General features: G+C 36.3%; 22 protein-coding genes. 14 read left to right on the forward strand and 8 right to left on the reverse strand.

From position 1 onward, the window contains the following. Positions 1-42: 42 nt before the first annotated feature. Complete coding sequence (locus tag AADJ06_RS20500) at positions 43-438, reverse strand: hypothetical protein (RefSeq protein ID WP_341228369.1); 396 nt, start codon at positions 436-438, stop codon at positions 43-45. Between the two features lie 123 nt (positions 439-561). Here AADJ06_RS20500 and AADJ06_RS20505 point away from each other — a divergent pair, with 123 nt between their 5' ends. The 3 genes from AADJ06_RS20505 (at position 562) to AADJ06_RS20515 (ending at position 3,596) form a co-directional block, all read left to right on the forward strand. Next, a complete protein-coding gene (locus tag AADJ06_RS20505; protein WP_341228370.1) occupies positions 562-1,224 on the forward strand; it encodes a metal-dependent transcriptional regulator in 663 nt (220 codons plus the stop codon). Positions 1,225-1,248: 24 nt separating this feature from the next. Beyond that, entirely contained in the window at positions 1,249-2,307 is a 1,059-nt protein-coding gene (locus AADJ06_RS20510; protein ID WP_341228398.1) for an LptF/LptG family permease, read from the forward strand. 89 nt (positions 2,308-2,396) lie between these two features. Further along, on the forward strand, positions 2,397-3,596 hold the full coding sequence (locus AADJ06_RS20515) for an argininosuccinate synthase domain-containing protein (protein ID WP_341228371.1): 1,200 nt from the start codon (positions 2,397-2,399) through the stop codon (positions 3,594-3,596). A 52-nt stretch (positions 3,597-3,648) separates the two neighbouring features. On the opposite strand, the gene AADJ06_RS20520 is transcribed toward AADJ06_RS20515, so the two are convergent. Genes AADJ06_RS20520 through AADJ06_RS20530 form a run of 3 tightly spaced genes read right to left on the reverse strand, consistent with a single transcriptional unit; the run spans position 3,649 to position 6,618 of the window. Then, on the reverse strand, positions 3,649-4,707 hold the full coding sequence (locus AADJ06_RS20520; RefSeq protein WP_341228372.1) for a membrane dipeptidase: 1,059 nt from the start codon (positions 4,705-4,707) through the stop codon (positions 3,649-3,651). A 1-nt stretch (position 4,708) separates the two neighbouring features. Continuing rightward, complete coding sequence (gene mtgA / locus AADJ06_RS20525) at positions 4,709-5,407, reverse strand: monofunctional biosynthetic peptidoglycan transglycosylase (RefSeq protein ID WP_341228373.1); 699 nt, start codon at positions 5,405-5,407, stop codon at positions 4,709-4,711. Beyond that, positions 5,404-6,618 carry a bifunctional 3,4-dihydroxy-2-butanone-4-phosphate synthase/GTP cyclohydrolase II gene (locus AADJ06_RS20530; protein WP_341228374.1) on the reverse strand — a complete coding sequence of 405 codons (1,215 nt, stop codon included), beginning with the start codon at positions 6,616-6,618 and terminating at the stop codon, positions 5,404-5,406. The genes mtgA and AADJ06_RS20530 overlap by 4 nt, the downstream gene beginning before the upstream one ends. 292 nt (positions 6,619-6,910) lie before the next feature. On the opposite strand from AADJ06_RS20530, the gene AADJ06_RS20535 reads away from it, so the two are divergent. The 4 genes from AADJ06_RS20535 to coaE all read left to right on the forward strand — a co-directional run bounded on the left by AADJ06_RS20535 (position 6,911) and on the right by coaE (position 11,009). Next, positions 6,911-9,028: a gliding motility-associated C-terminal domain-containing protein gene (locus AADJ06_RS20535; RefSeq protein WP_341228375.1), complete on the forward strand. Its 2,118-nt coding sequence runs from the start codon at positions 6,911-6,913 to the stop codon at positions 9,026-9,028. 67 nt (positions 9,029-9,095) lie between these two features. Beyond that, positions 9,096-9,434: a YbaB/EbfC family nucleoid-associated protein gene (locus tag AADJ06_RS20540; RefSeq protein ID WP_341228399.1), complete on the forward strand. Its 339-nt coding sequence runs from the start codon at positions 9,096-9,098 to the stop codon at positions 9,432-9,434. A gap of 5 nt (positions 9,435-9,439) precedes the next feature. Continuing rightward, positions 9,440-10,441, forward strand: coding sequence for a glycosyltransferase family 2 protein (locus AADJ06_RS20545; RefSeq protein ID WP_341228376.1), 1,002 nt, complete (start codon positions 9,440-9,442; stop codon positions 10,439-10,441). Then, positions 10,434-11,009, forward strand: coding sequence for a dephospho-CoA kinase (gene coaE / locus AADJ06_RS20550; protein WP_341228377.1), 576 nt, complete (start codon positions 10,434-10,436; stop codon positions 11,007-11,009). The genes AADJ06_RS20545 and coaE overlap by 8 nt, the downstream gene beginning before the upstream one ends. On the opposite strand, the gene dnaA is transcribed toward coaE, so the two are convergent. Then, on the reverse strand, positions 10,999-12,498 hold the full coding sequence (dnaA, locus tag AADJ06_RS20555) for a chromosomal replication initiator protein DnaA (protein WP_341228378.1): 1,500 nt from the start codon (positions 12,496-12,498) through the stop codon (positions 10,999-11,001). The genes coaE and dnaA overlap by 11 nt on opposite strands. A gap of 716 nt (positions 12,499-13,214) precedes the next feature. On the opposite strand from dnaA, the gene atpB reads away from it, so the two are divergent. The 5 genes from atpB (at position 13,215) to AADJ06_RS20580 (ending at position 20,730) form a co-directional block, all read left to right on the forward strand. Next, a complete protein-coding gene (gene atpB, locus AADJ06_RS20560; protein WP_341228379.1) occupies positions 13,215-14,252 on the forward strand; it encodes a F0F1 ATP synthase subunit A in 1,038 nt (345 codons plus the stop codon). A 40-nt stretch (positions 14,253-14,292) separates the two neighbouring features. Continuing rightward, entirely contained in the window at positions 14,293-14,556 is a 264-nt protein-coding gene (gene atpE, locus AADJ06_RS20565; RefSeq protein ID WP_341228380.1) for an ATP synthase F0 subunit C, read from the forward strand. Between the two features lie 84 nt (positions 14,557-14,640). After that, the gene (gene atpF, locus AADJ06_RS20570; protein ID WP_341228381.1) at positions 14,641-15,135 is read left to right on the forward strand and encodes a F0F1 ATP synthase subunit B; all 495 of its coding nucleotides are present in this window, start codon (positions 14,641-14,643) and stop codon (positions 15,133-15,135) included. A gap of 113 nt (positions 15,136-15,248) precedes the next feature. Next, positions 15,249-15,782 (forward strand): ATP synthase F1 subunit delta, encoded by a 534-nt coding sequence (gene atpH / locus AADJ06_RS20575; RefSeq protein ID WP_341228382.1) that lies wholly within the window; start codon positions 15,249-15,251, stop codon positions 15,780-15,782. A gap of 229 nt (positions 15,783-16,011) precedes the next feature. Continuing rightward, positions 16,012-20,730, forward strand: a complete 4,719-nt coding sequence (locus AADJ06_RS20580; protein ID WP_341228383.1) for a T9SS type A sorting domain-containing protein — start codon at positions 16,012-16,014, stop codon at positions 20,728-20,730. On the opposite strand, the gene ccsA is transcribed toward AADJ06_RS20580, so the two are convergent. After that, positions 20,731-23,250: a cytochrome c biogenesis protein CcsA gene (ccsA, locus tag AADJ06_RS20585; RefSeq protein ID WP_341228384.1), complete on the reverse strand. Its 2,520-nt coding sequence runs from the start codon at positions 23,248-23,250 to the stop codon at positions 20,731-20,733. Positions 23,251-23,473: 223 nt separating this feature from the next. On the opposite strand from ccsA, the gene AADJ06_RS20590 reads away from it, so the two are divergent. Beyond that, positions 23,474-24,730 carry a thioredoxin family protein gene (locus AADJ06_RS20590; protein WP_341228385.1) on the forward strand — a complete coding sequence of 419 codons (1,257 nt, stop codon included), beginning with the start codon at positions 23,474-23,476 and terminating at the stop codon, positions 24,728-24,730. Then, positions 24,727-25,161 (forward strand): thioredoxin domain-containing protein, encoded by a 435-nt coding sequence (locus tag AADJ06_RS20595; protein ID WP_341228386.1) that lies wholly within the window; start codon positions 24,727-24,729, stop codon positions 25,159-25,161. Before AADJ06_RS20590 ends, AADJ06_RS20595 begins: the two co-directional genes overlap by 4 nt. On the opposite strand, the gene AADJ06_RS20600 is transcribed toward AADJ06_RS20595, so the two are convergent. After that, entirely contained in the window at positions 25,153-25,527 is a 375-nt protein-coding gene (locus tag AADJ06_RS20600) for a co-chaperone GroES family protein (RefSeq protein WP_341228387.1), read from the reverse strand. The two genes, AADJ06_RS20595 and AADJ06_RS20600, sit on opposite strands and share 9 nt — an antisense overlap. A gap of 2 nt (positions 25,528-25,529) precedes the next feature. Continuing rightward, a complete protein-coding gene (locus AADJ06_RS20605) occupies positions 25,530-26,636 on the reverse strand; it encodes a D-TA family PLP-dependent enzyme (RefSeq protein ID WP_341228388.1) in 1,107 nt (368 codons plus the stop codon). Positions 26,637-26,669: the final 33 nt, after the last annotated feature.

Below are 26,669 nucleotides of genomic sequence, written 5' to 3' on the forward strand. Positions count from 1 at the left end.
ATTCGTATGAATTTGGATATGTATAACTCCTTTTCACTAATATTAATTCACTTTAAAGATGGCTATTTGCTCTTTTTCAACGTTCTCGGTGTTTGGAAAAGGATTTACGGCCACCAACGTAATGGTTTGATTCTCTATGTTTAGTTCTTGGGGTATTCCAGTCTCTTGGTCGCATTGTAAACATAATTGTAGGTTGCTATAGGGTTGTTTATTTATAAGCAGGTCAAAAGTTACAACAGCCTCTCCAGCCCACACGCAAACTACGTTTTCAGGGCACCTGCTATCCTCTATTTTCGAAAGTCGAATAGAATTTGTTTTACCGTTTATTATAAATTCTTGGGTGCTTTCTTCTTTAATCTCAATTTCCTGATTTGGTTCTATATTCTTAGTGGTGGTACAGGCAGCAAGAAGTATGAATAGACTGAAATACTTTTTCATAGGTTTAATTAGTTTATCTATTGAAAACGGTTTTCTGGTATGGTAATTATATGAATTAAGGCTAATCAATTTTCATTCCGTGCTATTTGGATTAGTTTTGCTTTTCGCACTATAATGTATCCTATGACTTCGTTTACCGAAGAAAATTATCTTAAAGCTATTTACCATTTATCTGAGCAGAAAAATGGAGAGGCTGTTAGTACCAATGAGTTAGCAGAGGTGACACAAACGCGTGCCGCATCCGTTACAGACATGGTCAAAAAACTGGCTGAAAAGGGTTTTGTAAATTATAAAAAGTATCAAGGTGTAAACCTTACTGAAGAAGGTAAGCAAATAGCTCTTAGGGTTATTAGAAAGCACAGACTTTGGGAAGTTTTTTTAGTGGAGAAACTTGGCTTCAAATGGGATGAAATTCATGATTTGGCGGAGCAACTAGAGCATATTAAGTCGTCAGAATTAACAGACAGGCTAGATAACTTTTTAGGCTTTCCTAAGTTTGACCCACATGGAGACCCCATACCGGATGAAAAAGGTAACTTGCCTATTTCTCAAACACACAAACTATCTGAAGTAGAAAAAGGGAAAACTTTGATAATTATGGGCGTTTCAGAAGATTCGGCTCCTTTCCTACAGCACCTTGATAAGCTCGGCCTAAAACTAGGCTTAAAAATTGAAGTCATTGAGGTTAGTGAATTTGATAAGTCTCTGGAAATTGAAATTGAAGAAGGTCAAACCCTAAGAATTAGTGCTGAGGTTTCAAAGAACATACAGGTTTTAATAAGGTAACAGTTGAAAATTTTAGATAAATATTTGATCAAAAAGTTTTTAAGCACTTACGTGTTTTCAGTTTTGATCATTGTGCTAATTGTTCTTGTTATTGATTATGGTGATCATAATGATGATTTTGTTCGGAGTGAAGCTCCTGGTAAAAAAGTCTTATTAGAATATTATTTGAACTTAGCACCTTATTGGGCAAACTACATTAGCCCTTTAATGATATTTATTTCTACCGTTTTTTTTACTGCAAAAATGGCTGCTCATACAGAAATTGTAGCTATGCTTACGGCTGGAATTAGCTTTAGAAGGTTAATGATTCCGTATGTCATAGGAGCATTCATTGTAGGGTTGTTTTCTTTTTTTATGATGGGTTGGGTGTTGCCAAAGGCAAATGCCACCAGAATAGCATTTGAAAACGAATATCTTCATGAGCGTTTTTTCTTTTCTGACAGAGACTTTCATTTAACAGTAGCTCCAGATACTTATGTCTATTTTTCCAGCTATAACAACCAGTCAAAAACAGCTTTCGATTTTACAATTGAAAAGTTTGAAGGGAACGAATTAGTAGAAAAGCTTTCTGCTAGAAGAGCCATGTGGGTAGATACCCTAGAGCAATGGCGAATTTATGATTATAAAATCAGGGAGCTGGGTATTATGAAAGATAATATCATAGTGAATCGTAGTCATACAGATTCTACGATAAGTATGTTCCCAAAAGATTTTGAGAGTAATCAAAGCATTCAAGAGACCTATACAATAGACGACCTTCAAGAGCAAATTAAGTTATTAGAAACTAGGGGTTCAGAAGGGATAGAACCCTTTCAGATAGAATTGTATCAAAGATTTGCTACGCCTTTTGCCGCCATTATATTATCATTAATGGGCTTGATAGTTTCGGCAAGAAAAAGGCGTGGAGGTGTAGGATTACAAATTGCGATTGGCTTTGTCTTGGCTTTTGTTTACATACTGTTTTACATTATGTCAAAAGGAATAGCTGAATCTGGCAATATGGATCCACTTCTGGCAGTATGGCTGCCGAATATTGTCTTTAGTGTCATAGCCTCTATAATGTATTTCACGGTTCCTAGGTAAAAGGCTATCAAAGTTTTGAGCAACAGAATCTAAGCTTGAATAAGGATTTATCCCTATTTTTGCGGCACGTTTAAGGAAACAAAAAATCAATGAAAAAAGTAGTACTGGCTTATAGTGGAGGTTTAGATACCTCGTTTTGTGTAAAATACTTAGGGGAAGAAAAAGGTATGGAGGTGCACTCTGTATTGGTGGATACCGGAGGCTTTTCAGATGAAGAGATTGCGGATATAGAAAAGAAAGCCTATGAATTAGGCGTAAAAAGTCATCATACATCTCGTGTAGCAGACAAGTATTACCAAGACTGTATCAAGTATTTGGTTTTTGGAAACGTTTTGAAAAATAATACTTACCCACTTTCTGTAAGTGCGGAGCGTATTTTTCAAGCGGTTGCGGTAGCAGAATATGCAAAGAGCCTTAATGCAACAGCCATAGCTCATGGGAGCACGGGTGCAGGAAACGACCAGGTTAGGTTTGATATGGCATTTAGAACTATCGTACCAAACGCGGAAATTATCACTCCAATTAGGGATATGAAACTTTCGCGTGAAGCGGAAATTGATTTTTTGAAGTCAAAAGGTGTAGTGAGAGAGTGGCATAAATCTACATATTCTATAAATCAAGGTCTTTGGGGGACTTCAGTAGGAGGGAAAGAAACACTGAATTCTTATGACAATTTACCAGAAAGTGCTTTCCCAAATCCAAGAACAGAGTCTGGTGAGAAAGAGATTAAACTAAGTTTTGTCAAAGGAGAGCTGAAAGGTGTGGACGGAGAAACTTTTGAAAACCCTGTAGACGCCATTAGAAAGCTGCACTTATTGGCCACACCTTACGGAATCGGTAGAGATACGCACGTAGGAGATACCATTATCGGAATAAAAGGCAGAGTAGGGTTTGAAGCCGCTGCTCCATTAATCACTATCAAAGCTCACCATCTTTTAGAAAAACATGTCTTAACTAAGTGGCAGCAGTATTGGAAACAAAACCAAGCCGAATGGTATGGCATTCAGCTGCATGAAGGTCAATTTAACGATCCTGTCATGAGAGATATAGAAGCATTCTTTGAGTCAACACAAGCTCATGTAACTGGTGATGTACGTGTTAAACTGGCTCCTTACAGATTTGAATTATTAGGAATTAAATCTGATTTTGATTTAATGTCTGACGTTTTCGGTAGCTACGGCGAAATGAACAATGCTTGGTCTGGAGATGACGTGAGAGGTTTCTCTAAGATTGCATCTAACCAAGTGATGATTTATGAAACAGTAAAAGAAAGAGCAGCTAAAAAATAAGTTGGCTGTTTAATATATTGAAGAGCGGAGTGCATTGCGTACTTCGCTTTTTTTATTTAAGGTTTTTCTTCAAAAAGTTAACACCATTTTGCCACATAATTCCTTCTATATCACTTTCGGTAAACCCTCTTTTCTTTAAAGCAGGAATAAAATCTTGAAGGTTGGCAATGCTTTGAATTTCTATAGGCGTTTGTTCTGTTCCAAATGCTCCATCAAGGTCGGAGCCTATCATGATGTTTTTAGTGCTTCCAGCCAATGAAGCAATGTGCTGCACATGATTAATGACGCTGTCAATATTTACTCCCATACTTTCAGGAGTACTTTCGCCACGCACCCATCCTGTTACCACCATCCAAGCATCTAAGGCCATGCCTATCATAGCATCTCTTTCTAATAGTAAGCCAATCATCTCGTCACTTAACTGACGATTATGAGGACTTAAGCTCCTGCATAAATGATGGCTCGCCCAAACAGGACCATTGAAAATATCAAGAGCTTGGTAAAAGCATTTATCTGAAAGGTGTGTTACGTCTAGAATAATTCCTAGTTCTTCTATTTTTTTTAAAAGATCTTTTCCTTTTTGTGGTAAATCTCCTTCAGAATCAGTACCAAAAGCGTGAACGCCAGGTCCGTAATGTGAAAGGCCAATGGCCCTTAAACCTTGAGCATGAAGTCTCTCTAAATGATGAACATCAATAATGGAGTCAGCCCCTTCCAGTGAAAGAACATAGCCAACAGGTGATTTGTCTTTTTCCCAATGAAGAATATGCTCAATAAGGTCTTTCTGGCTTGATATAGGTTTTAAATGACCAGTGTTTTCCATGGTTTTGTACCATGCCAATTGACCTTGAATTTGAGCCCAAGCTTGCTCTTGGCTAAACCAACCCGGTATTTCCGAGTCTGGTTTTACATATCGTGCTATCAGGGTTCCTACGGCTAGGGCTATATTTCCTTTATGCATTTCAGGAAAAGAAACAGTGGCTTTAGCTCGGTCTGGTTTATCTGTCATGCCGTATTCTCTTGCATTAAGCTCCGCAAGCGGAAGTCTTAAGTCTCTGTTCCACTCCATGGCATTCATGGATAAATCTAGATGAGCATCAAATACAAGCATATTATAAGTTTATTTCTTTCAAATAAGCAGGTCCGCCAAGTTGGCGAATTTGCCTTTCAATATGGGCGGTTCTTTTATTTACATAGGAACCTGAATTTACGGCTTTCCATTTTCTTGGACTAGGCAAAATGGCAGCAATTCGTGCAGCTCTGTTTCGGCTAAGTTTAGCCGCAGGAATTTTGAAATACCTTTGTGCGGCAGCTTCGGCTCCAAAAGTTTGAGGCCCCATTTCAGATACGTTAAGGTAAACCTCGAGTATCCTTTTTTTACCCCAAATAAGTTCAATCAAAAATGTGAAATAAGTTTCAAGACCTTTTCTTATCCAACTGCGTCCTTGCCAAAGAAAAACGTTTTTAGCGGTTTGCTGAGAGATAGTACTGCCACCTCTTAGCTTTTCTGTTTTCTGATTTGCCTTTATTGCTTTTTTGATTGACTTAAAGTCAAACCCATGGTGCTCTGGGAAAAGCTGATCTTCAGCGGCTACCACCGCAATAGGCATTTCAGGAGACAAATTTTCAATAGGCTCCCAGTTATAATGTAATTCGCCCCCTTTTACCCATTGCCCCAGCATGGTTATGGTAATAAGAACAGGAACAAATTTAAAGACAAGAACTAAACCTATGCTAATAGATAAAAAGTAAATAGTAGACTTAAGAAGGAACTTTTTTAGCCTAATTTTTATCTTTCTAGTTATTTTCATTTATCAAGAATAGTATGCCCTAATTTATCTCTTTTTGTTTTCAAATACACCTCATTATGCACGTTGGGAGTTATTTCTACAGGAATTGATTCTACTATCTCTAATCCATAGCCCATAAGTCCTGCTCTCTTTTTAGGATTGTTGGATATCAATCTTATTTTTGAAATATCAAGGTCACGCAAAATCTGAGCACCTACGCCGTAATCTCTTTGGTCAGGTTTAAAGCCTAAGTCTTCGTTAGCTTCTACAGTATCTCTACCTTGTTCTTGAAGTTTGTAGGCTTTTAGTTTATTTAAAAGGCCAATTCCCCTGCCTTCTTGATTCATATAAAGTACCAAACCTTTTCCTTCTTTTTCTACCATTTGCATTGCTGCATGAAGTTGGGCTCCACAGTCACATCTACACGAGCCAAATATATCACCAGTAACACAAGAAGAGTGTACTCTTACCATTACAGGTTCGCCCTCTTCCCAGGTACCTTTTTTTAACGCCAAATGAAGCTGATTGTTGTCTGTTTGGCGATACGCCAATAAATCAAAATTACCCCATTCTGTTGGCATGGCTACGCCAATTTCCCTTTCAATTAAGCTTTCATTACTTAATCTATATTCTATCATGTCTTTGATAGAAACTAGTTTTAAATCGAACTTATCGGCTAGTATTCTTAAATCAGGAAGCCTTGACATAGTGCCATCTTCATTCAAGATTTCAATTAAAACACCTGCAGGTTTTAAGCCTGCCATTACAGCAAGATCAATAGCAGCTTCTGTATGTCCTGCTCTTCTTAAGACTCCGCCTTTTGCCGCTCTTAAAGGAAAAATATGCCCGGGCCTGCCTAGTTCAGAAGGTTTGGTTTTTTTATCTGCTAAGGCAAAAATAGTTTTTGACCTGTCAGATGCTGAAATTCCAGTGGTACATCCGTAGCCAAGCAAGTCAACAGATACTGTAAATGGTGTTTCATGAGAAGCGGTGTTCTTACCCACCATCATTTCTAAGCCAAGTTCTTCACACCTTTCTTTGGTAAGGGGTACACACATCAGCCCTCTACCTTCTTTTACCATAAAGTTGACTAATTCAGGGGTGATTTTCTCCGCCGCACATATAAAGTCACCTTCGTTTTCTCTATCCTCGTCGTCTACCACTATTACCACCTTGCCTAAGGCTATGTCATTAATGGCTTCTTCTATACTATCTAATTTAATTTTCGTCATTAAGCTATTGCTTGTAAATAATTCTTGCAAAGATATGTTACTTTTTTAAAGGGACTTTCGTCTTATGAGAGAAGAAACAAAATAATTGAGATGTAAATTCAATTTAAAATCTAATCGCCTGATATTTAGTCATTTTTATGTTTTAGTGTCAAGGAATTCCAATTTTTGCCTTATCTTAAATAAATTTAGAAAGTGTCCAGAGTTATCTGTTAAAGTTAGAATTGTGTTTGGGCATGATTATTGTTTTTTAGTGTTCACTGATTAGCTTATGCAATTAACGAGAATGAATAAAATGCAATCTAAGAATCTTTTCATTATGTGTCTTTTGACCCTAATGAGTACTCTTTCTATAAAAAATGCTTACGCTCAAAATACGCCACCTAAACCGGCGGCATGCACCACTGCTCCTCCTGGTTTTATTAGGGGTGGAACCTTCACTGTTTCAAGCAGTAGGTGCTCTGAACCTGACGACCCTAATAGAGAAGTAGCAGTAAGGTATTTAGACGATGGGGTGGTTCCTGCTTTCCCTTCTTCGGTTCAGTATGTATATGATTTTTCAGATGATATTGATATAACCGCAGCTGGTTTTACAGGAGAGTATGCTGCGTTTACTGGCGGCTCTTGGAACTCTTCAAAAATTCTTACACCTGGTGGGCATTGGGTTTTGCAAATAGCAGAAATAAATGGGCAGAAATACATTAGTTGTGGGCCACGAGCTGCCGAGGTTATTAGAGTTGACCCACCCGTAGCAAATATATTTAGCTGTGATGGTACCTCTGTTACAATTAAAATAGAAGAAAACGAGGCAAATAAGCATAATAGATATAAGATAGAATGGGGTGATGGCACAGAAAAAATAGTAGATGTAAGCACGGGAACCCTTCCTTTTGAAGAAACACATACATATTCAGGCGTTTTAGCTAGAATTGCAGTTACTGGCTCTTATATCAGAAATAACTATGAGATATGTGTTACAAATCCAGAAATAAAAGATCCAAATGTTATAAATACACCTATTATTAATGGTCTCACATCTTCAAATGGTGGAGCTAATATTTCCTTTAAAAATTTTAGTTCAGATGGTGTTTTTACGGTGCAGGTGGCCGAAGATTTGGGCAGTAACTATACTTGGAGTAATCAAGGTGTAGCCACAAGTGATACCTATGCGGTAACTGGTTTAAAAGAGGATTCTAAGTATTGTTATAGGGTACTTACTTTAGACCCATGCGGTAATGAGGTGCCGTCTAACATAGTTTGTGATTTAACACTTTCTGCTACCCAGTCTAGTTCTTCAGATGCTACCATTAGATGGGTTCTTCCAAGTAATCCTTCGGGAACACCTCAGCAGTTAGAATTATTGAAAGATGTGGAAGGCTGCGATGATTGTCTTAACTCTTTACCTTTATTTTCTAATCTTGATGATTACTTTGAAGACCTTAATTTAGAGTGTAGTGAAGTATATAATTATCAAGTTACAGCGAGGTATGCCATAGAGATTAATGGCAATACTGAATTTGTAACAATTGCTTCTGATAAGCTAGATGTTGACCCTTTGACAGGGTCCACAAAAATCATACCTAATGGTTTGATTCAAGCGACTTATATGGGAAATGATGATTCGGCGATTAAGTTGGTGGTATTAGATCAATCGGATATTTCGCAATACCATTTTTTTCATAAGAGTCCATCTGATGCTGATTTTGTCAGTATTGGTAAGTCTACGGGTAATACTTTTACTGATATTGCAGTTATTCCAAGCTCTGGCAAGTATTGCTACAAATATCAGCTGGAAGACGCCTGTGGAATCAAGTCCGATTTGTCACCAGAGTTTTGTACTGTTTTCCTTTCTTACGAAGGAAATACCTTGAACTGGACTGACTTTACTTTCCCGAATACTATTATTACGTCGACAGATGCAAAATATACTATTGAAAGTTACAATGAAGATTTTGGAGCATTCTTGCCTGAATTCTGGACAAATGATTTGACGAAAGGAGTAGGTTATTTAATCTCCAATGCTACTGAACCTACTATTAAATTTAGGATAACGGCTCAGCAAGTTGTTGAATCTCAGTATTTAACTGATTATGCTATTGTTTCTTACAGTAATACAGTAGAGATGCCTATTCCTGCAGATATTTTTATTCCATCGGCGTTTAGTCCAAATGGAGACGGAGAAAACGAAAGGTATGAAATCAAGTCTAAATTTGTAGAAAGTGGAACCATCACGATTTTTGATAGATGGGGTTCTATTCTTTATAAAGATGACTTAGATGGAAGAGGTTGGGATGGAACAAGTCCAAAGTCTAACGAGCCTGTACCTAGCGGAAACTATACTTATAAAATTAGCGGTATCAGTTTAGCTGGTGAAGCGTTTAGTAGAAATGGTATACTTACCTTATTGAAGTAAATACATTTTAATTATCCCTTTCATATCGCTAAATTTACAGTTCATTTAATGTGTAAATACTATGGGAATGTTTGATATGGCTGGGATGATGGGCAAAGTAAAAGAACTCCAATCTAAAATGGAGGAAGCCCAAAGCAAATTAGGAGATATTACAGCCGAAGGAGAGTCTGGTGCCGGTATGGTGAAAGTTACTGTAAATGGTAAAAAAGAACTTCAAAGCGTGGTTATTGAACCTGAATTGATAAATAAAGATGAAATAGAAATACTTCAAGACCTTATTGTGGCAGCAGCCAATAAAGCATTGGAAAATGTAGAAGTTAAATCTAAAGCAGAGCTTCAAAATGCTACATCAGGCATGATGCCGAATATTCCCGGCATGGACTTGGGCTCGATGTTTAACAAATAAGCCCCTTGAATACTGCTGTAGTCATACTAAACTTTAATGGCAAAGAGCATCTAAAAACCTTTCTACCTTCGGTTTTAGAGCATACTAAAGATACTGATATTTGGCTGGCAGATAATGGTAGCTCTGATGATTCTATATCTTTTACGGAAGAGAACTTTCCAAACATTAAACTACTCTCTCTAAAAGAGAATAGTGGTTTTGCTGGTGGTTACAATAGAGCTTTAAAGCAGATTTCGGCTGATTATTATGTGCTGTTAAATTCGGATGTAGAGGTGTCAGAGAACTGGTTAAAACCACTTATTGATAGCTTGAAATCATCTTCTGATTTGGTGGCTTGTCAGCCAAAAATACTTTCATATTTAAAGAAAGATACTTTTGAATATGCTGGAGCTGCTGGTGGCTTTTTAGATAAATGGGGTTATCCTTTCTGCAGAGGAAGAATCTTTGACCATTGTGAAAAAGACTTAGGTCAATATGATGCGAAGATTGATATTTTTTGGGCTACAGGAGCTTGCTTAGTAATAGACGCAAATGTCTTTCATGACTTAGGTGGTTTTGATGAAAGGTTTTTTGCACACATGGAAGAAATTGATTTATGCTGGCGAATAAAGAACGCTGGTTATAGGGTTGGTTTTGTTTCTGAGTCAAAAGTCTATCACCTTGGTGGAGGAACATTAAATAAGAGTAACCCTCAAAAGACCTTTCTGAATTATAGAAACAGTTTAGCAATGTTAGCTAAGAATTTGCCTTTCTGGAGAGCCATTCAGGTGATTTTTATAAGATTGATATTAGATGGTGTTTCGGGAGTGAAGCTTCTATTAGAATTTAAGTTTTTAGATTTTTGGGCTATTTTTAGAGCTCACTTTAGTTTTTATGCTATGCTCCCATATTTAATTAAAACATCAAAAGGTAGGCCGAAGTCAGGGAAATATCTTTATCCTATTTCTATCGTTTTTACCTATTTTGTTAAAAAGATTAGAACCTATTCCGAATTGAAAAATGCTTAGAGTTGGAATAACAGGCGGAATTGGTTCTGGAAAAAGTACGGTTTGCTTAATTTTTGAAACTTTAGGTGTGCCGGTATATTATGCCGATGAAGAAGCAAAAAAGCTTATTTCACGTGATGAGGTTGTTAAATCTAAAATTATTGACCTTTTAGGGGAAGACTCGTATTTAGATGGTCAATATAATGTACCATTTGTAAAAAAAGCTGTTTTTAAAAATTCTAGCTTATTAACTGCATTAAATGAGATTGTTCATCCTGCGGTTAAAAAGCATGCTAGACTGTGGATGGAAGGTCATAGTGATAAACCTTACGTTTTAAAAGAAGCTGCCATTATGAAAAAAGGGGCTGATTTGGATAAGATTATCTATGTAAGTGCATCTGAAGAAATACGGCTGGCTAGAATTTTAGAAAGAGACACAGAAAGATCAAAAGAAGAAATTAAGGCTATTATGAAAAATCAGTTTAGCCCTGAATATTTCAAAGAAATTTCTGATTTCATCATTGAAAACGAAAACAACCTTTTAATACCTCAGGTATTAGCGGTTCACCAAAAGCTTCTTACTTCTTAAATTTCTGAGAAAGTTTGTGAACAGTATTGTTCATTTCCTTATCGGTATCCATCAAGTCATTTACAGTTTGAATAGCATGAATAACCGTACTATGGTCTCTACCGCCAAAGTGATAACCAATTGATTTTAAAGAGAGGTTTGTCATTTCTTTTGCCAAATACATAGCCACCTGACGTGGAATAACAATACTTCTTAATCTACTTTTGCTTTTTAAATCAGCTATTCTAACCTGAAAATGCTCAGTAACAACACCAATGATGGTATCAATATTAACTTCCTTTTCAGATTCCGTTACAATATGATTCAGTGTTCTTTTCGCTAATTCTAGGTCAATCGTTTTTTGAGTCAATGAGGCTTGAGCTATCAAAGAAATCATCACTCCTTCCAGTTCTCTAACATTGGAGTCAATGCTATGTGCCAGGTATTCAATGACCTCGAAATCAATTTCAATACCTTCTTGTTGAAGTTTTTTCTGAATAATAGCAATCCGGGTTTCTAAATCAGGGCTTTGTAAGTCGGCTGTAAGTCCCCATTTAAATCTTGAAAGCAATCTGTCTTCCATTCCTTCTAAGTCTCTAGGAGGCCTATCAGAAGTCATTACTATTTGCTTACCTGACTGGTGCAAGTGGTTGAAAATATGAAAGAATGTTTCTTGCGTCTTTTCTTTTCCGGACAAAAACTGAACATCATCTATTATTAAAACATCAACCTGCATATAAAAAGACATGAAGTCTTGAAGGCTGTTGTTCTTTATCGAGTTAATAAATTGACTCGTAAACTTTTCAGAAGACACATAGAGTACAAATTTCTCGCTAAGGCTGTTGTTCTTAATGAAATTTCCAATGGCTTGTACTAAGTGAGTTTTACCAAGACCTACGCCACCATAAATCATAAGTGGGTTAAAGGAAGTTACACTTGGTTTTTCTGCTACTGCAAAACTTGCAGCTCTCGCTAGTCTATTGCAGTCTCCTTCTATAAAATTGTCAAAGGAATAACTCCTATTTAAGAAAGAATCAGATTGTAAGGCGTTTAAATCTCTAAGTTCAAATGGACTTTTAAGTCCTTTTGGTTCTGAATTTTGATTTCTATAGTCGTTTCGCTGGTATTTGGGAGCGTTGTTGTTGCCATTGCCGCTGTTATTACCTTTATAGTTATTATTACTATTGTTGTTTGTTCCTACAGATTGAGATTGTGGAGGTTTGTTATTTACCTTATCGCCTCTATCTACTACTATGGAGTACTCCAATTGACCATCCGTACCGATAGAATAGTCTAAAGCCTTTCTTAATAATTCTACATAATTGTCTTCTAGCCACTCATAAAAGAACTGGCTAGGCACCTGAATGATTAATTTTTTACCATTTAACTTATATGGCATTACCGGTTCAAACCAAGTCTTAAAACTTTGGTCTGAAGTATGTTGACGAATCACCTTAAGGCAATTTGCCCAAACTACTCCTGCTTCATTCTCTGCTGTTTCGGGGTTCAATTTCGTTTAGATAGTTGGTTAAAAAAGTTGCTTTTCTTTGGAGAAAAGGATACAAACTTAGTGAATTGAAGTGGCTAAAGGCTAGCAAAAAAACTATTTTATTTTTTGAAAAAGATTGTGTGAAATTTGCATCTTATTTTAGTCCTATTAGTTATTAGATAAATGTGGATAACTTTTGTACTTGTACTTGAAATATTACTATTCAGTTTCTAGAATATATTTCCATTGTAGATTTCTTAGGAGTTGATATTCTCTATATACTTCCGTATGTTTTGTAATTTGCGGTCTTAAAAGAATAAATAACCCAATGTGGTTTTATGCTCAAAACAATTCTACTGTATACCGCTATTTTAATTGCATTTTTCCTAGCTGACCATTTTGGTCCTTTAGCTTACTTACATCCAAAGAAATATGTTATGCTGGCTTTCTTTGGGGCAGTTTCTTATCTGTTTATTATTATCTCTAAACAAGGAATGAGGGATAAAGGGGATAAATTCATACAGTTTTATCTATCTACGGTTATTGTTAGGTTTTTGGCGTGTGTTATTTTTGTGACAGTCTTCCTATATGTTGGTGTGGAAAATGTAAAGCTTTTCGTTTTGAACTTTTTTGTACTATATTTATTTTTCACCTTGTTTGAAACTTTCGGTTTATATCGTAACTTGCGGCGATTTTAGCAGGTACTAGAAAAAGTCATCAAAAAGAAGACCTAAGCAATGTTTAAAAAGTTACTCTTAACTGTTTCATTATCAGTTTTTTCTGTATTTATTTCGTTTGCTCAGCATGAGGAAGCCACACATGAGGGGGGAGAAGGAGATTTTGTAGAGAGGCATGAAGATCATGCAGAAGAAGCCTTTGATATGGGTGGCATGATAATGCACCATATTCTTGACGAGCATGGTTGGGAATTTGCTCATGGAGTGAAATTGCCACTGCCAGTTATCCTTTACACGCAAGAGCATGGCTTAGATATTTTCTCTTCAGCTAAATTTGACGACCATGGCGTTTATGGTCCTTATGTCAATCATCATGAAAAAATAGGTTTAGTAAACGACCATCACGCTACAGTATGGGACTTTTCAATAACCAAAAACGTAGCTTCACTTTTCTTGAGTGCTATAATCTTAATTGCAATTTTCTTAGCGGTAGGTAAGGGTTACAAAAAGAATAGAGGAAAAGCACCAAGCGGAATTCAGTCTTTTTTCGAGCCTGTTATTCTTACTATCAAAGATGAAGTAGTTAAACCTAATATAGGTCCTAAGTATGAGAAATACTTACCTTATATGTTGACTTTGTTTTTCTTTATCTTAATTAATAATCTTATTGGTTTAACACCGGGTGCGGCTAACCTGTCAGGTAACATTTCAGTTACTTTAACACTAGCCATTTTTACCTTTGTTATGGTTCACGTTAAAGCGAACAAAAACTATTGGATGCACTTAGTGGCACCTCCTGGTGTTCCAGGATGGTTAAAACCATTGTTTTGGATAATTGAGGGTATTGGTGTTTTAATGAAACCAGCATCTTTAACTATTCGTCTTTTTGCAAACATTACAGGTGGACACATTATCCTGTTAAGTTTTATAGGCTTAATTTTCTTGTTTAAGAATTATGCCGTAGGCGGTGGAGTTTGGGCCATAGGTACTTTTATGTCTCTTATTGAGATATTAGTTGCTTTTATTCAGGCTTATATATTTACTTTACTGTCGTCAATGTATATCGGAAGTGCTATTGAAGAGCATCACGATCATTAATTAGTATTTATTTTTTTATTAACTATAAATCGTTTTACAAATGTCTTTGTTAAACATTCTTTTACAAGCTGCTACTGAATCAGGTGCTGGCTTAGCTGCAATGGGTGGTGCTGTAGGTGCTGGTCTTTCTGCAATCGCTGCTGGAATCGGAATTGGTAAAATTGGTGGATCTGCTATGGAAGGGGTTGCTCGTCAACCTGAAGCTGCAGGTAAAATCCAGTCAATGATGATTATCATTGCTGCACTTATTGAGGCTGTAGCCTTATTTGGTGTGGTTGTAGGTCTTTTGGCCGTTCTTGGATAATTTGCAACAATCGTTTTGCTCTGTTCACATTAGGTGTCAGAGCAAAACTTTTTATTTTAAAAAGATTAATTTTTTAGATATATCATGGAATTATTAACTCCCGGTGTTGGTCTTATAGCTTGGCAAGCTCTTATTTTCCTTACGCTTTTCTTTGTTTTAAAGAAATTTGCTTGGAAAGGTATTTTATCTGCCCTTAGTGAGAGAGAAGAAGAAATTAGTTCTGCTCTTAAAATGGCGGAAGAGACTAGAGCAGAAATGGCAAAGCTTAAATCTGATAACGAGAAATTATTGGCAGAAGCTAGAGCTGAAAGAGATCAGATGATAAAAGATGCAAAAGAAACTACAAACAGAATGGTTTCTGATGCTAAGGATAAAGCAAGCTCTGAAGCAAACAAGATTATGTCAGATGCTAGAGCTACTTTGGCTCAAGACAGAACGGCTATGATTTCAGATTTAAAGAAAGAAGTAGCTTCTTTGTCAATTGAAATTGCTGAGAAAGTGATTAAGAGAGAGTTAACTTCTAAAGATGCTCATTCTAATTTAGTGACGGAATTAATAGGTGAAGCAAATCTTAATTAAGGTTTACCCTCGCTAAATAATTTCTTCGGATAATATTAAGTAGTAATAACTAGATATTAAGCCAGACTTATTAGTTTTGTTGAGAATGAGTCGGGTTTAGATAAATAATAAAAATGTCAGACGCGGTAGTAGCTTACAGATATGCAAAGGCTTTAATTGACTTTGCGATTGAACAAAAAGTGGTAGAGGATGTCAATAATGACATGAAACTTTTTACTGAAGTTTGTGACCAGAATAGTGAATTTGAGGCTGTAATGTCAAATCCTATTGTGAGACATGACAAGAAAAGGACGATTTTGAAAAATATTTTCGAATCTCGCGTTAATCCTGTGACTTATTCAATATTTGACGTCTTAACTAGGAAAAACAGAGAAAGTCTTATAAAGCCTATCGCTGCCGAATTTCAAAAACTGTATGTTCAGCTTAATAATATAGAGCAGGCTATCGTTACTACAGTAGAACCTTTAACGGCTAAGCAGAAAGAAGAATTTATTAAGATTGTTAAAGATGCAAGCGGTAAGACAGTAGAATTAGAAGAAAAAATTGATAAAGAACTGATTGGAGGATATGTACTAAGAGTAGGTGATACTCAAATAGACACTTCAATTAGAAAAAAGATAAACGACTTGAAGCTAGAATTAGCTTAGTCAAAGATTTAGTTTTCATGGCTATAAAGTTGAGAAAGGCCCTGGGTTTCCCGGGGTTTTTTCCTTTTTAGGGGGTGTAGAGTTTAGCCTGCTACCTGAATTAAGCTGGGGTTCCTATTTTTATTAGAGTTGACCTAGTTTTGATTTAGTATAAACTTGTTTTAGAATTAAAAGATTAACTCTATACTTTAAGGTTTTAATAACCACTTAACAGATAAAACTTGTTTTAATGAAAGTTAAACTTAACTTTTTATTTCTGCTCAGCGTATTAACTTCAATTTCATATTCTTCTTGGGCTCAATGTGATGAGACTTACGAGTTAAGGATAAACGATACATATAATTATACTTCTAGCTTCTACACTCCGCCAAGAATAACCGAAAGGGTTGTTTGTAAGGAATCGCAAACTAGCTTTAAGGTTTTGGGCCCTACAAATGATCAGACGACTTACAGGTTTTTAAAGAACGATTCTTTACTTAGTGAAGGAAAAGAAAGGCAATATAATATCTCAGGAAATGGTTCTTTTCTTGTCGAAGTAGTTACTGGAAATTGTCTTTATAAAATAGGATATTTTAATATAGAGGAGACAGAAATTATTAATGTTACTACAAGAGAAGATACCATTCATTTGTGTGAATCATCAGAGATTTACGAATATATTTATGGAAATACTAACGTGAATTTTGCTAGTTCGGAAATTGAATATACTTGGACCAAAAATGGATTTCCAGTGGCTAATGATTATGGTAGCGGTATTATCCCTGGAAGTGAAGGTATATACCAATTAAAAGCAAGTATAGCTTCTTGTATAGGCTTTTCGAAACCTGTAGTTGTAATCAAAGAGAATGGATACACTGTTAATAATGAGTTAGAATTTTACTTGGATAAACAGGTTTCTATTGAAGGAAAGGATACTGTTTTAATATGTGCGGAAAATAGTTATTCGTTATATTCTCCTACGAGAACAGATTGGTATAAGGCTAATGAAAAAGTGCTTTCAAATTCGAAAACCTTTGAAATATTAGAATCTGGGCTGTATTCATCTAAGAAGGTCTATTCTGATTATTGTACCTATGTGCAAAAGCCTAAATATTTTCTACTAGGTAGTAGTATTGAAGCACCAACGGCGGTTGTAGCCTATCAACCTTGTAAGATTACTACAGTTTCTATAGAAAATTTGGATACTGATAATGCAAAGAATAAATTAGATATATATGACGAAACTGATGGAAGACTCATTTATTCATCTATAAATGTTGTCAATTATGATCGTTATGGAATTAGTGTCCCGAAAATAAGATTAGAGTATTCTGACGAAAATTGTTCTAGTGCCAGTAAAGTATATAATCTGGCATCAAGCAAATCTAAAATGGGTATTAATGGTAGAAAATCTGAAGGAAGTTATACCGAGCTAGCTTTATGTGACAAACAAACGGTGGAAGTCTCATTCAATGAAGGACGATTACTTAAAACAACTCTATATAGAAATGGTTTGCCATATTTATCGCATCCACCTGGCGGACATTTAAAGTTGAGGATTACTTTAACGGAGGAGGGCATTTATAATTTTGTTTCAGAATCAAACGATTGCCTTACTTATTCGGATACTTTAAGTTTAATAAAGCCTAGTTTAGAAAGTATTGGGATTGAAATAAAGTCTCAGGATTGTGAAGTTTTTAGGTTATCACCTGAGGTCCCTTCTGGGAATAGTTTTAATTGGGTTAAAAATGGAGAACTTATAGATAATGGCATAAGTAATGAATTGGAGGTGAGTATAACCGATACTAATAGTTATAATACTTTAGTTAACCACCTAGGTTGCATCTCGTATTCAGAGCAGATTGTACCAGAAAGAATTGGAAAAGTTACAGGTACAACTAATTTATTTGTTGGGGATCCACTTTCTCTTAGCACTTCTAATTCCTTTGAACTTGATTATAGTTGGACGACTTCGAAAGGTGAAGGAATAGATAGCTCTGCTTTATTAATAAAGAACATTTCAAAGGAAGAACAGGGTAACTATACATTAGTAACTAATTTTGGAAGTTGTAGCATAACGGATACAGTTAATGTTACAGTTGAAGATGGACCGAAAGTAAAACTGACGTTTCTGTCGTCAATTTGTGAAGGAGAGGAAGTCTATATTTTTCTAGAGGGCGAAAGGCCATCAAATGGATTTAAGATTGAACATAATTTTGAGGGTCAAATATCTTCCCTACATTATCCGACTTCTTATTATGGGGTTTTATCTGAAATTATAAATTTGGGTGTTCATTATCGTAATTTTTCGAAAAACCCTTATCTGAAAATTATTTTGTGGGGTGAGGAGGGGGAAGAAGATGAGGAATATTTATTATTTGAAGGGTCTGGAGTTTCATCAGTTATTGGGTGCAATAATAGTTTGATTTCTGTAGATAAAACTAATTTCTGCTCCTATGAGGAAACTGTTTTTAATCTAAAATTCCCAGCCCAAATAGAAAAGGACACTAAGTTTAATATATATGCACAGGTCGGAAGATTCGCCAAAGAACTAATTGGTAGTGTCAAAGCAAGTGATTCTTTTTTTAAATACGATTTGCCAGATTTTACTGAATATGTAATTATTCAAAGCGAAGATGGAAGTCTTACTAGGGTTAGTCCAAAGCTGTCTATAATAGAATCGTATTTAGAAGTAAGATCTGAAACAGGTAATTATACTCATTGTTCAGGATTCTTTACACCCTTAGCGGCATCTTCAAGAATAGATGATTTTCTTTGGAAAAAGGATGATGAAGTAATTGACGGGGTAGAAGAAGGCTTAGTTAGAGTTGAAGCTTGGGACGAGGGTGTTTATTCAATAATAGGCGAAAATCAAGGTTGTATATTTGAAAGTAATAAGGTAACTGTTAAACGAGATTCCATTCCGAAGCCTTCTTTGGATAGCAGATACAGAAATCACTATTTCTGTAAGGGTACAGATGTAAGTATAAGCTCAACTTCCAGATTCAATTACACGGGCTTTCAATGGAACAGAAATGGCCTACCAATAGAAGGAGAAGATGGTACGGTTTTGAGGGTATTGGAGAATGGAAACTATACGCTTGAAGCTATACAAGGTTCTTGTAGTGCCTATTCAGATGATACCATTCGGATTCAATTTGGTGATTCACAAGTGTCGCCAGAGATAGCTGTAGTATATGGAAATGGCATATTAGACAATGGGAAATACTACATATGCGAGTCAAATGAATTTAGGTTTAACGAGTATGCCCTTAGTTCTTTAATAAAAAATCAACTCTCATTTCAATGGCAAAGGAATGGTAAGGATGTTCCTGGAGCAATTACGTCTTATCTAAGTAGTGTTGAAAGTGGGAGATATAGATTGAAAGTTTCGGGAGGAGCTTGCGTCAATTATTCCAATGAAATAGAGGTTGTTAATACCGATAACTTAGAATCTGATTATACCCTTTTAGAATATAATAAATTCTTAGCAGTTTCTGAAGATGACGTGGTTCAACTCTGTGCTGGTTCCAGTGTGGGATTGGCTAGATACATTGGACCTGAGTCTTTTTATGGTTGGAAACGCGAATTATACTTGGATGGAGTTTTGCAAAAGACTACTTACCCCGATGGCGAAAATAAACTGGTGATAGATGAACCAGGGAAGTATCAGGTTAATTTTGTCAATCCGAAACAAGAATCCTGTATACTTTCTTCAAAAGAGTTTGGCGTAGAATTTATTGAAAATGACACCCTAGCTTTGGATAGATTTACTTTTTTTAGAGAAAACTGTAATATAGGGAGAGTGTTAAATGCCACTAAAGGCGACTCTTATAATTGGATTCATCAAAATGAATTGGTTGGTATAGAAGAAGCCTTTGAAGCCACCAATCTCGGAATTTATGAGGTGTATATAGGGAAAGAAAATGGTTGTGTTTTAAAAGAGGAATTCGAAATTTCAGATAGAGGAGTTCCGAATATAAATGTTTCTACTTCAAATAGAATACTGTGCGATAATTCTTCATGGATTCGGTTGTTTGTAAATTACTCTTATAAAAATATGAGATGGTTTAAAGACGACTCTCTAATTCAATATAATAGTGTAGATGTTTTAGTAAATAAACCTGGAGTTTATCATTTAGAATATACTACATCTGATAATTGTGAGCTAGTATCCAAACCAATTGAATTAATGGCAGGCTCTATTAGTAATAGCTTATCCCCAGGGATTGATAGTCTTGGTATTTGTGAGAATGGAGGATTCCATATGCTTCAAGTGGTGTCAAGTCCGGATTATAAGTATTATTGGTATTACAATGACGAATTAATACCTGGCGAAGAACTGAACTTTTTTAAAGCGGAAAAAATTGGTGAATATTATGCTTCTATCACTAACGGTGGCTGCGTAACAAGTACCCCCACTCGCTATGTATATGAAGCAAACGACGAATTTCCAACGGCAACTTTATCGGGTGATACGATAGTTGGTCTGGGAGGTTCTGCTACATTGTATATTAATTTCACTTCTAGTCCACCATTTAATTATTCTTTCACAAACGGTGAAACTGGAGTGTCGAATTTCCTAAATATCGCCCATTTAGTTGAGGCAGATGAGACAACTACTTATGAATTAGGCTCAGTCGTTAACACCTGCGGAGAAGGAAATGTATTTGGTTCTGCTAAAATTCAAGTCTTGATATTAGGTGATGAACCTGAATTAGGTAATGATATTTTAGTTTACCCCAATCCAATATTAACGTCTTGCAAACTACTTTTTGATTTTCATGACACTCACAATGTTTCCTATAGTTTGATAGATATGAATGGAAGAGTACATGAAATGCAGAACCTAGGAGCCGTTAAAGATTCTGAAATTGAGCTCAAGCTTAATAGTTTACTATCGGGAGAATACTTTCTAGTTTTTAAGGTGGACGATGAGAAAATAGTTAGAAAAATAATTAAGATTTAACTACTTCATCGCAATCTTAAATCGCCTGTAAGACGAGAATAGAATGCCGATAATCAGAAGTATGATTCCTATCCAAAGAAGATTGATTAAAGGCTTTTCTATGGCCTTTAAGACTATGTACTCTCTTTCGCTACGTGATATGCCAAAAGTGAAATTACCCGTTACTGGGTCTATCTGATTTAGCTGTACTCGTAAACCAAGTTCATTACTCACCACTGGCTTACTCCACACTTGATTATCCTTTATAACAAAGGTTGGTCTAAGTAACTTTTCACCGTCTCTTTCGAGTATTCTCAAATTTGCCATAGCTGCTGCGTCACCTGGTTTTAAAGCCATACCATCTACCTCTCTAACGCCAATTACATCATCCAGAATAGCCACATAGTCATTTAAAAAGAAAGTGTCTCTTAGTGCTACGTTATAATCCATAGGAATGGTCCACTCACGTTCTTCTTCGTTTTGAACGTAGTTTACATGCGAGTAAACATCTTTGTTCCAGAAATGCTTAATATCGGGAGAAGCCACGTTACCCATTTTTTGGTTTATCTGATACCTTGGGTAAAGATTGTATTTTTCGCCGTTTTTAAGTTCGTAAGCTATTTGATAATAGGTATTCTCCGCTTCGTATTCTACAGTGTCAGAACGATACCTAAGCGTATCAGAACCATCCACAATATCGGCTCTAGCAATCCCTTTATAACCTGAACCGATGATTGGCTGAATGAAACGTTTTTCTATAAAGCCGGGCACCTCTCTAACATCAACAAACTGGCCCTTATAAGTAAGTGAGAACTCTGGTAACTCATAAGGTCTATTTAGCCATAACAATACGTTTTCTCTACTTTCTTTTTCAGAGTCAGAGAACAGTTCTGTTTGGGTAGTGTTAATAGAAACAGTTTTCTCATAAGCCGAAGAAAACATGATTCCCAATAACATTAAGGCTACGCCAATATGGCTGATGGCTCCCCCAGCTACTTTTATTTTTCCTTTAAAAAGGTCAATCAGAATGGAGCCATTTGCCACGATAGAGAAGACAGAGCCCGTTACCAAAATAACGTACTTCCAGTCATCTACTTTGGTAAGGAGAATGACAAGCATAGATATGACCATTGAAACTAAAAGCGGAGTGCTTAAAGCTTTGAAACTTTCACCTTTTATTTTTCTCCACCAGAAATATTGGGCTATGCCCATTAAAATAACAGCAACTACAAACAACCACATCTGAAAAGTGGTGTAATGTGCTATTTGATTTGATGGCAAAGCCATATTCAAGTCTATTCCCATTGCTGTGGCAAGGCTATTATAAACCGGAATTGACGTAGTAATAATTACCTGAAAGGCAGCTAAACTCAAAGTTATGACACCCATAAATATCCAAAACTCCGAAGAGTACACAGATGCTTCTTTATCGTCGGTAGGCAAATCTTTCCATCTGATGGCGGCCAAGATTATCGCTCCAAATAAGAAGGTAAGGAGATAAAGCAAAAGTTGACCTGATAGCCCTAAATCCGTAAAAGAGTGAACAGATGAATTACCAAGAATCCCACTACGAGTTAGGAAAGTAGAGTATAGAATTAAGATAAACTGTGCTATAAGTAAGATGTAGGAGTATTTTAAAGCAGAGGTGCTTTTTCTGGCAAAAATAAGTGTATGAAAAGCAGCAACTAGCACTATCCAAGGAACGTAAACAGCGTTTTCCACAGGGTCCCAGTTCCAATAACCTCCAAAATTTAATGTTTCATAAGCCCAAACGCCACCCATCATAATACCGGTTCCTAAGACTACTGAGGCCAGTAAAGCCCAAGGCAATGTTAGGTTTAACCAACCTGTATAGTCCTTTTTCCAAAGAGAGGATATGGCAAATGCAAAAGGAACCATGGTAAGAGCAAAGCCTAAAAACAAGGTAGGAGGATGTATTACCATCCAGTAATTCTGAAGTAATGGATTTAAGCCATTTCCGTCTTTCGGAACAAAATCAGGGTCTAAAGTCCAGACAGGAGCTGTAGGATTGGCCTCTTGAAGAGTTAAGAAAGGAGAACTTCCTAATTTCCATTCGGAAAAGAAAACCACTCCTAGAATCATGGAGGTTAAAAATAATTGAATTCCAGAAACAATCATCATACTAGGTGAGCCTAAAGCCACGTGCTTAGATTTACTTCTGAATTGCAAAATAAGAACGCAGCCAACGATGGCGTTCCAGAATATCCAGAGGAGAAAGCTTCCTTCTTGGTCTTGCCAAAAGCAGGAGATAGCATAGCCTAAGGGCAAACTAAGAGAAGTATTGTCCCATGCATAATGGTATTCAAAATAATGATTGAAAATTATGGTAAAGAGTGTGAGGCAAATTCCTATCACAAAAACGGTATGCCCTAGGAAAATCCCATTACCATATTTTTTCCAAAATGGTTTACTTTCGTTTTCTTGCGAGGCCTGCCAGTAGGCATAAGTGGCCAATAAAGAACTAATAAATGCCAAAATGGTTAGTAATCGGCCAATCTCTCCTAGATAAGGTCTCAACATGAATTTTTCTCTCTTAAAATTTACTGTAAAGGTACTAGTAAAAGGGCAATTTGCCGATTTTAGTTCGTATCATTTATGGCATTTTAACAGATTCCGAAAAGTGAAACATGGAAGTATTTCGTTAAATTGAAAAATGCATTAACTTTCCATCATGTTGAGAAAGATCTTTCTACTATTCGTCCTTGTTTTTTCGCTTTTTTGGTCGGCCAAAGGCCAATCAATAGTGTTTAGCTACGCCACATTTACAGAGGCAAAAGGAGCGGCTCATGAGCATGAGAAAATGATTTTCATTGATTTTTACGCCGAATGGTGCGGACCATGCAAAGCCATGGAAAATACTGTTTTTACAAAGGCGGAAGTAGGAGTCATGTTTAATGAAGACTTTGTCAATTTCAAAATTGATACGGAAGTAGAGGAAGGCAAGAAGTTAGTACGGCATTACGGCGTTCAGGAATTCCCTACTTACCTATTTGTAAACACTGAGGGAGAAATAGTTCATAAGGTAATCGGTTTTCAGTCGGTGAGAAATTTACTGGCTGAGGCGAACAAAGCCAAAAGGAAGTTTGAAGACTTTGTCCCTATAAGAAGTTTGGATAGTGTTTATGAAAAAGGGAATGATAATGTAGAGTTTCTTTATGAATACTTAAAACGAAAAAGTTATGAGGAAGGCTCACAGCCCAAAGTACTCGCAAAATATTTAGAGGTAGTACCTGAAAGCGAATTTCAAACGGAAAAAGTGCTTTCCCTTATTTCTGATAACGTAAGCTCCGTAAGTTCAAAGGGCTTTCATATCCTAGCTAAGTCATTGTCAAAGTTTATGAAATTGACAGAATCTCAACAGAAATATGTTTTGAAAGGAATTTCAAACGCTAAAAAATTTACTTTTAGGGAGGCTGTTGAAAATAGAGATGACGAGCTTTTTGATGTTTTGATTGATGCTGTTCATGGAACATCTTACAGCATGCAAGCGGCTTTTGCAGAGGAAAGACAGTTTAGGTATGACTATGCCAAGCTCACCAGAAATTTTAAGCATTTTAAGCTCATTGCTCAAGAGGAGGCTACACAAATAATGGGCAAAAGTTTAGAGGATTTTGAAGAACATACCAAAAGTACAATAGAGGCTTTTAAAGTTACGGCAAAAGAAAAAGGAATATCAGAATCATCTGGTAGATATCAAATGATGTTGGCGGGCTTAGAAAATGGAGCTTCCAAAGCAGCTTCTTTTCAGCTTAATGATTTTGCTAGGGGCTATTATGAAATGGCCAGCGATGAAATAGACTTTAAAAATGCTATTACCTGGTCTGCATTTGCCATCAAACTAGATGAAACCCCTGCCAACTGGGAAACGTATGCATTTTTACTAAAAAAAGTAGGGAGAACTAGGGATGCGAAAAAAGCAATGAAGCAGGCTATAAAAATTGCAAAAAAGGAAAACCTAGAAACAGTTACATTGAAACAAGCCTTTAAAAATATCAAATGAAAAAATATATAACTTTTGCAGCATTTATTCCTTTTGTTCTCTTGACGATAAGTTTTAGTTTTTTTAATACTGGAATTGATTTTAAGCTGGGCGAAACTTATTCTTTTGAGTCAATTAAAGAAGAAGCTGTAAAGGCGGATAAGATAATTTTCGTGGACCTATTTGCAACATGGTGCGGCCCCTGCAAGAAAATGGAGGCTGAGGTTTTCAATCAAGAAGCTGTGGGTGAAAAATATAATGAAGCGTTTGTAAATTATAAGGTCAATATTCAAAGCCCAGAAGGGGCAAAAGTGGCAAAACGCTATAATATTAATTCTTACCCAACTTATCTTTTCTTAAAACCAAATGGTGAAGTGTTATACCGCCTAGAAGGTGTTTTTACACCAGCAGGAATGATTGAAGAAGCCGATTTTACACTTGGTTTAGAATAAGTCCTCGGAGCGTTCTAGCATCAAAATAGAGCTTTGCGGTACTATCACATATTTCTCGCCTTCGTACTGAATCTCTATCGCATGCCTTTGTAAATAAATGGCTACGTCACCTTCTTCGGCCTGAAGCGGCATGTATTTTACTTTTTCTTCCGTGGCTTTCCATGGTTCGTCTTCGGTAGGGTTTGGTAATGGATAGCCCGGCCCCACTTTTACCACAAAACCGCTTCTTACTTCTTCTTTTTCGGTTACGGTAGGCGGTAAAAACAGGCCAGAGTTGGTTTTTCCTGAATGGTTTTTAGGCTTGATTAATATTTTGTCTCCTACTACTTCTAGTCTTTTTAGCTTGTTATCCGGTGTGATTTCCATGTCTAAATATTAATTTTTCTCCTTCTGGCAGTTATTTGCCAAGTTTCAACTTTGCGATTGTCTTTTATAACAGAAAGTTCGTCGTGCAAGTTTACGGTAGGACAAATATGATATGGAATTCCGTAAAAAACGTCACCTACTTTTATGCTTTCCCAATTTTCAACTTTCAGAACACCATGCTCCTCACTTTGTGAAAGCAGTTCATAGTTGTCAAGGTTTATAAACTTCACTCGCTTATCAATGCTGTTTTCTGGAGCGACAGATTTATGACCAAGGTCAAGGGTAACAATGCCCTCCGTAGGTTTAGAAATAACTCGGGTAACTAATAATGCTGCCGCATCAAAGTTTTGCTCTTCAAGGATTTCATTATAGCCCCAGTCCCAAAAAACGCAAGTGCCAGGACTAGCTATTCTATGTTTATTTTTTATATGAGAAGTGAAAGTAGGTGTACCTCCGGCAATCAATTTGATGCCCTTGACCTTGGTTTCAAGTTCTGCTAATAGTTTTTCTACTTCCACAAAACCTTCTTCAACTTTGCTGTTTCTTTCGTCAAATGATTTTTGATGCAAATGCCCATCATAAATATGAAGCCCTTTAAAATCTAAGTTCTTCGCACCTGGAATCTGAGCTATCAAATTGTCTAAGTCATTACCAAACTTGATGCCTGACCTATCCATACCATTATTGAGGTCGATATAGAAATCTATAATTATGTTTTGGGCGGCTGCCAAAGAATTTAATTCTTCTAAAGAATCAAGGTTGTCAATAATGGTGGAGACTTTAGTTTTTGGGTAAGTGGCAATAAGCTTTATGAAACGTTTAACTTTAGGCCCAACCAATTGATGAGCTATCAAAACCTCATGAGCTCCTGCTTGTGCCGCTATCTCTGCTTCTGAAATGGTAGAGGCTTTAAAATTGAAAATTCCGGCATCCACCATTCTTTTGACTACTTCTGGCGTTTTGTTGGTTTTGACATGTGGCATAAGCCTTTCCGTCTTGCCATTTACCATAGAAATCATCTTTTGGATATTGGAATCCATTCGCGATTCGTATAAAACCAAGGAAGGGGAATCTACTTCGTCAATATTTTCAATTTCGTACCAATTCATAGCTTCTAAAGTATTTTGATGCCCAAAAATAAC

The sequence above is a fragment of the uncultured Arcticibacterium sp. genome (assembly GCF_964021845.1).
In the GTDB taxonomy this organism is placed as follows: domain Bacteria; phylum Bacteroidota; class Bacteroidia; order Cytophagales; family Spirosomataceae; genus Arcticibacterium.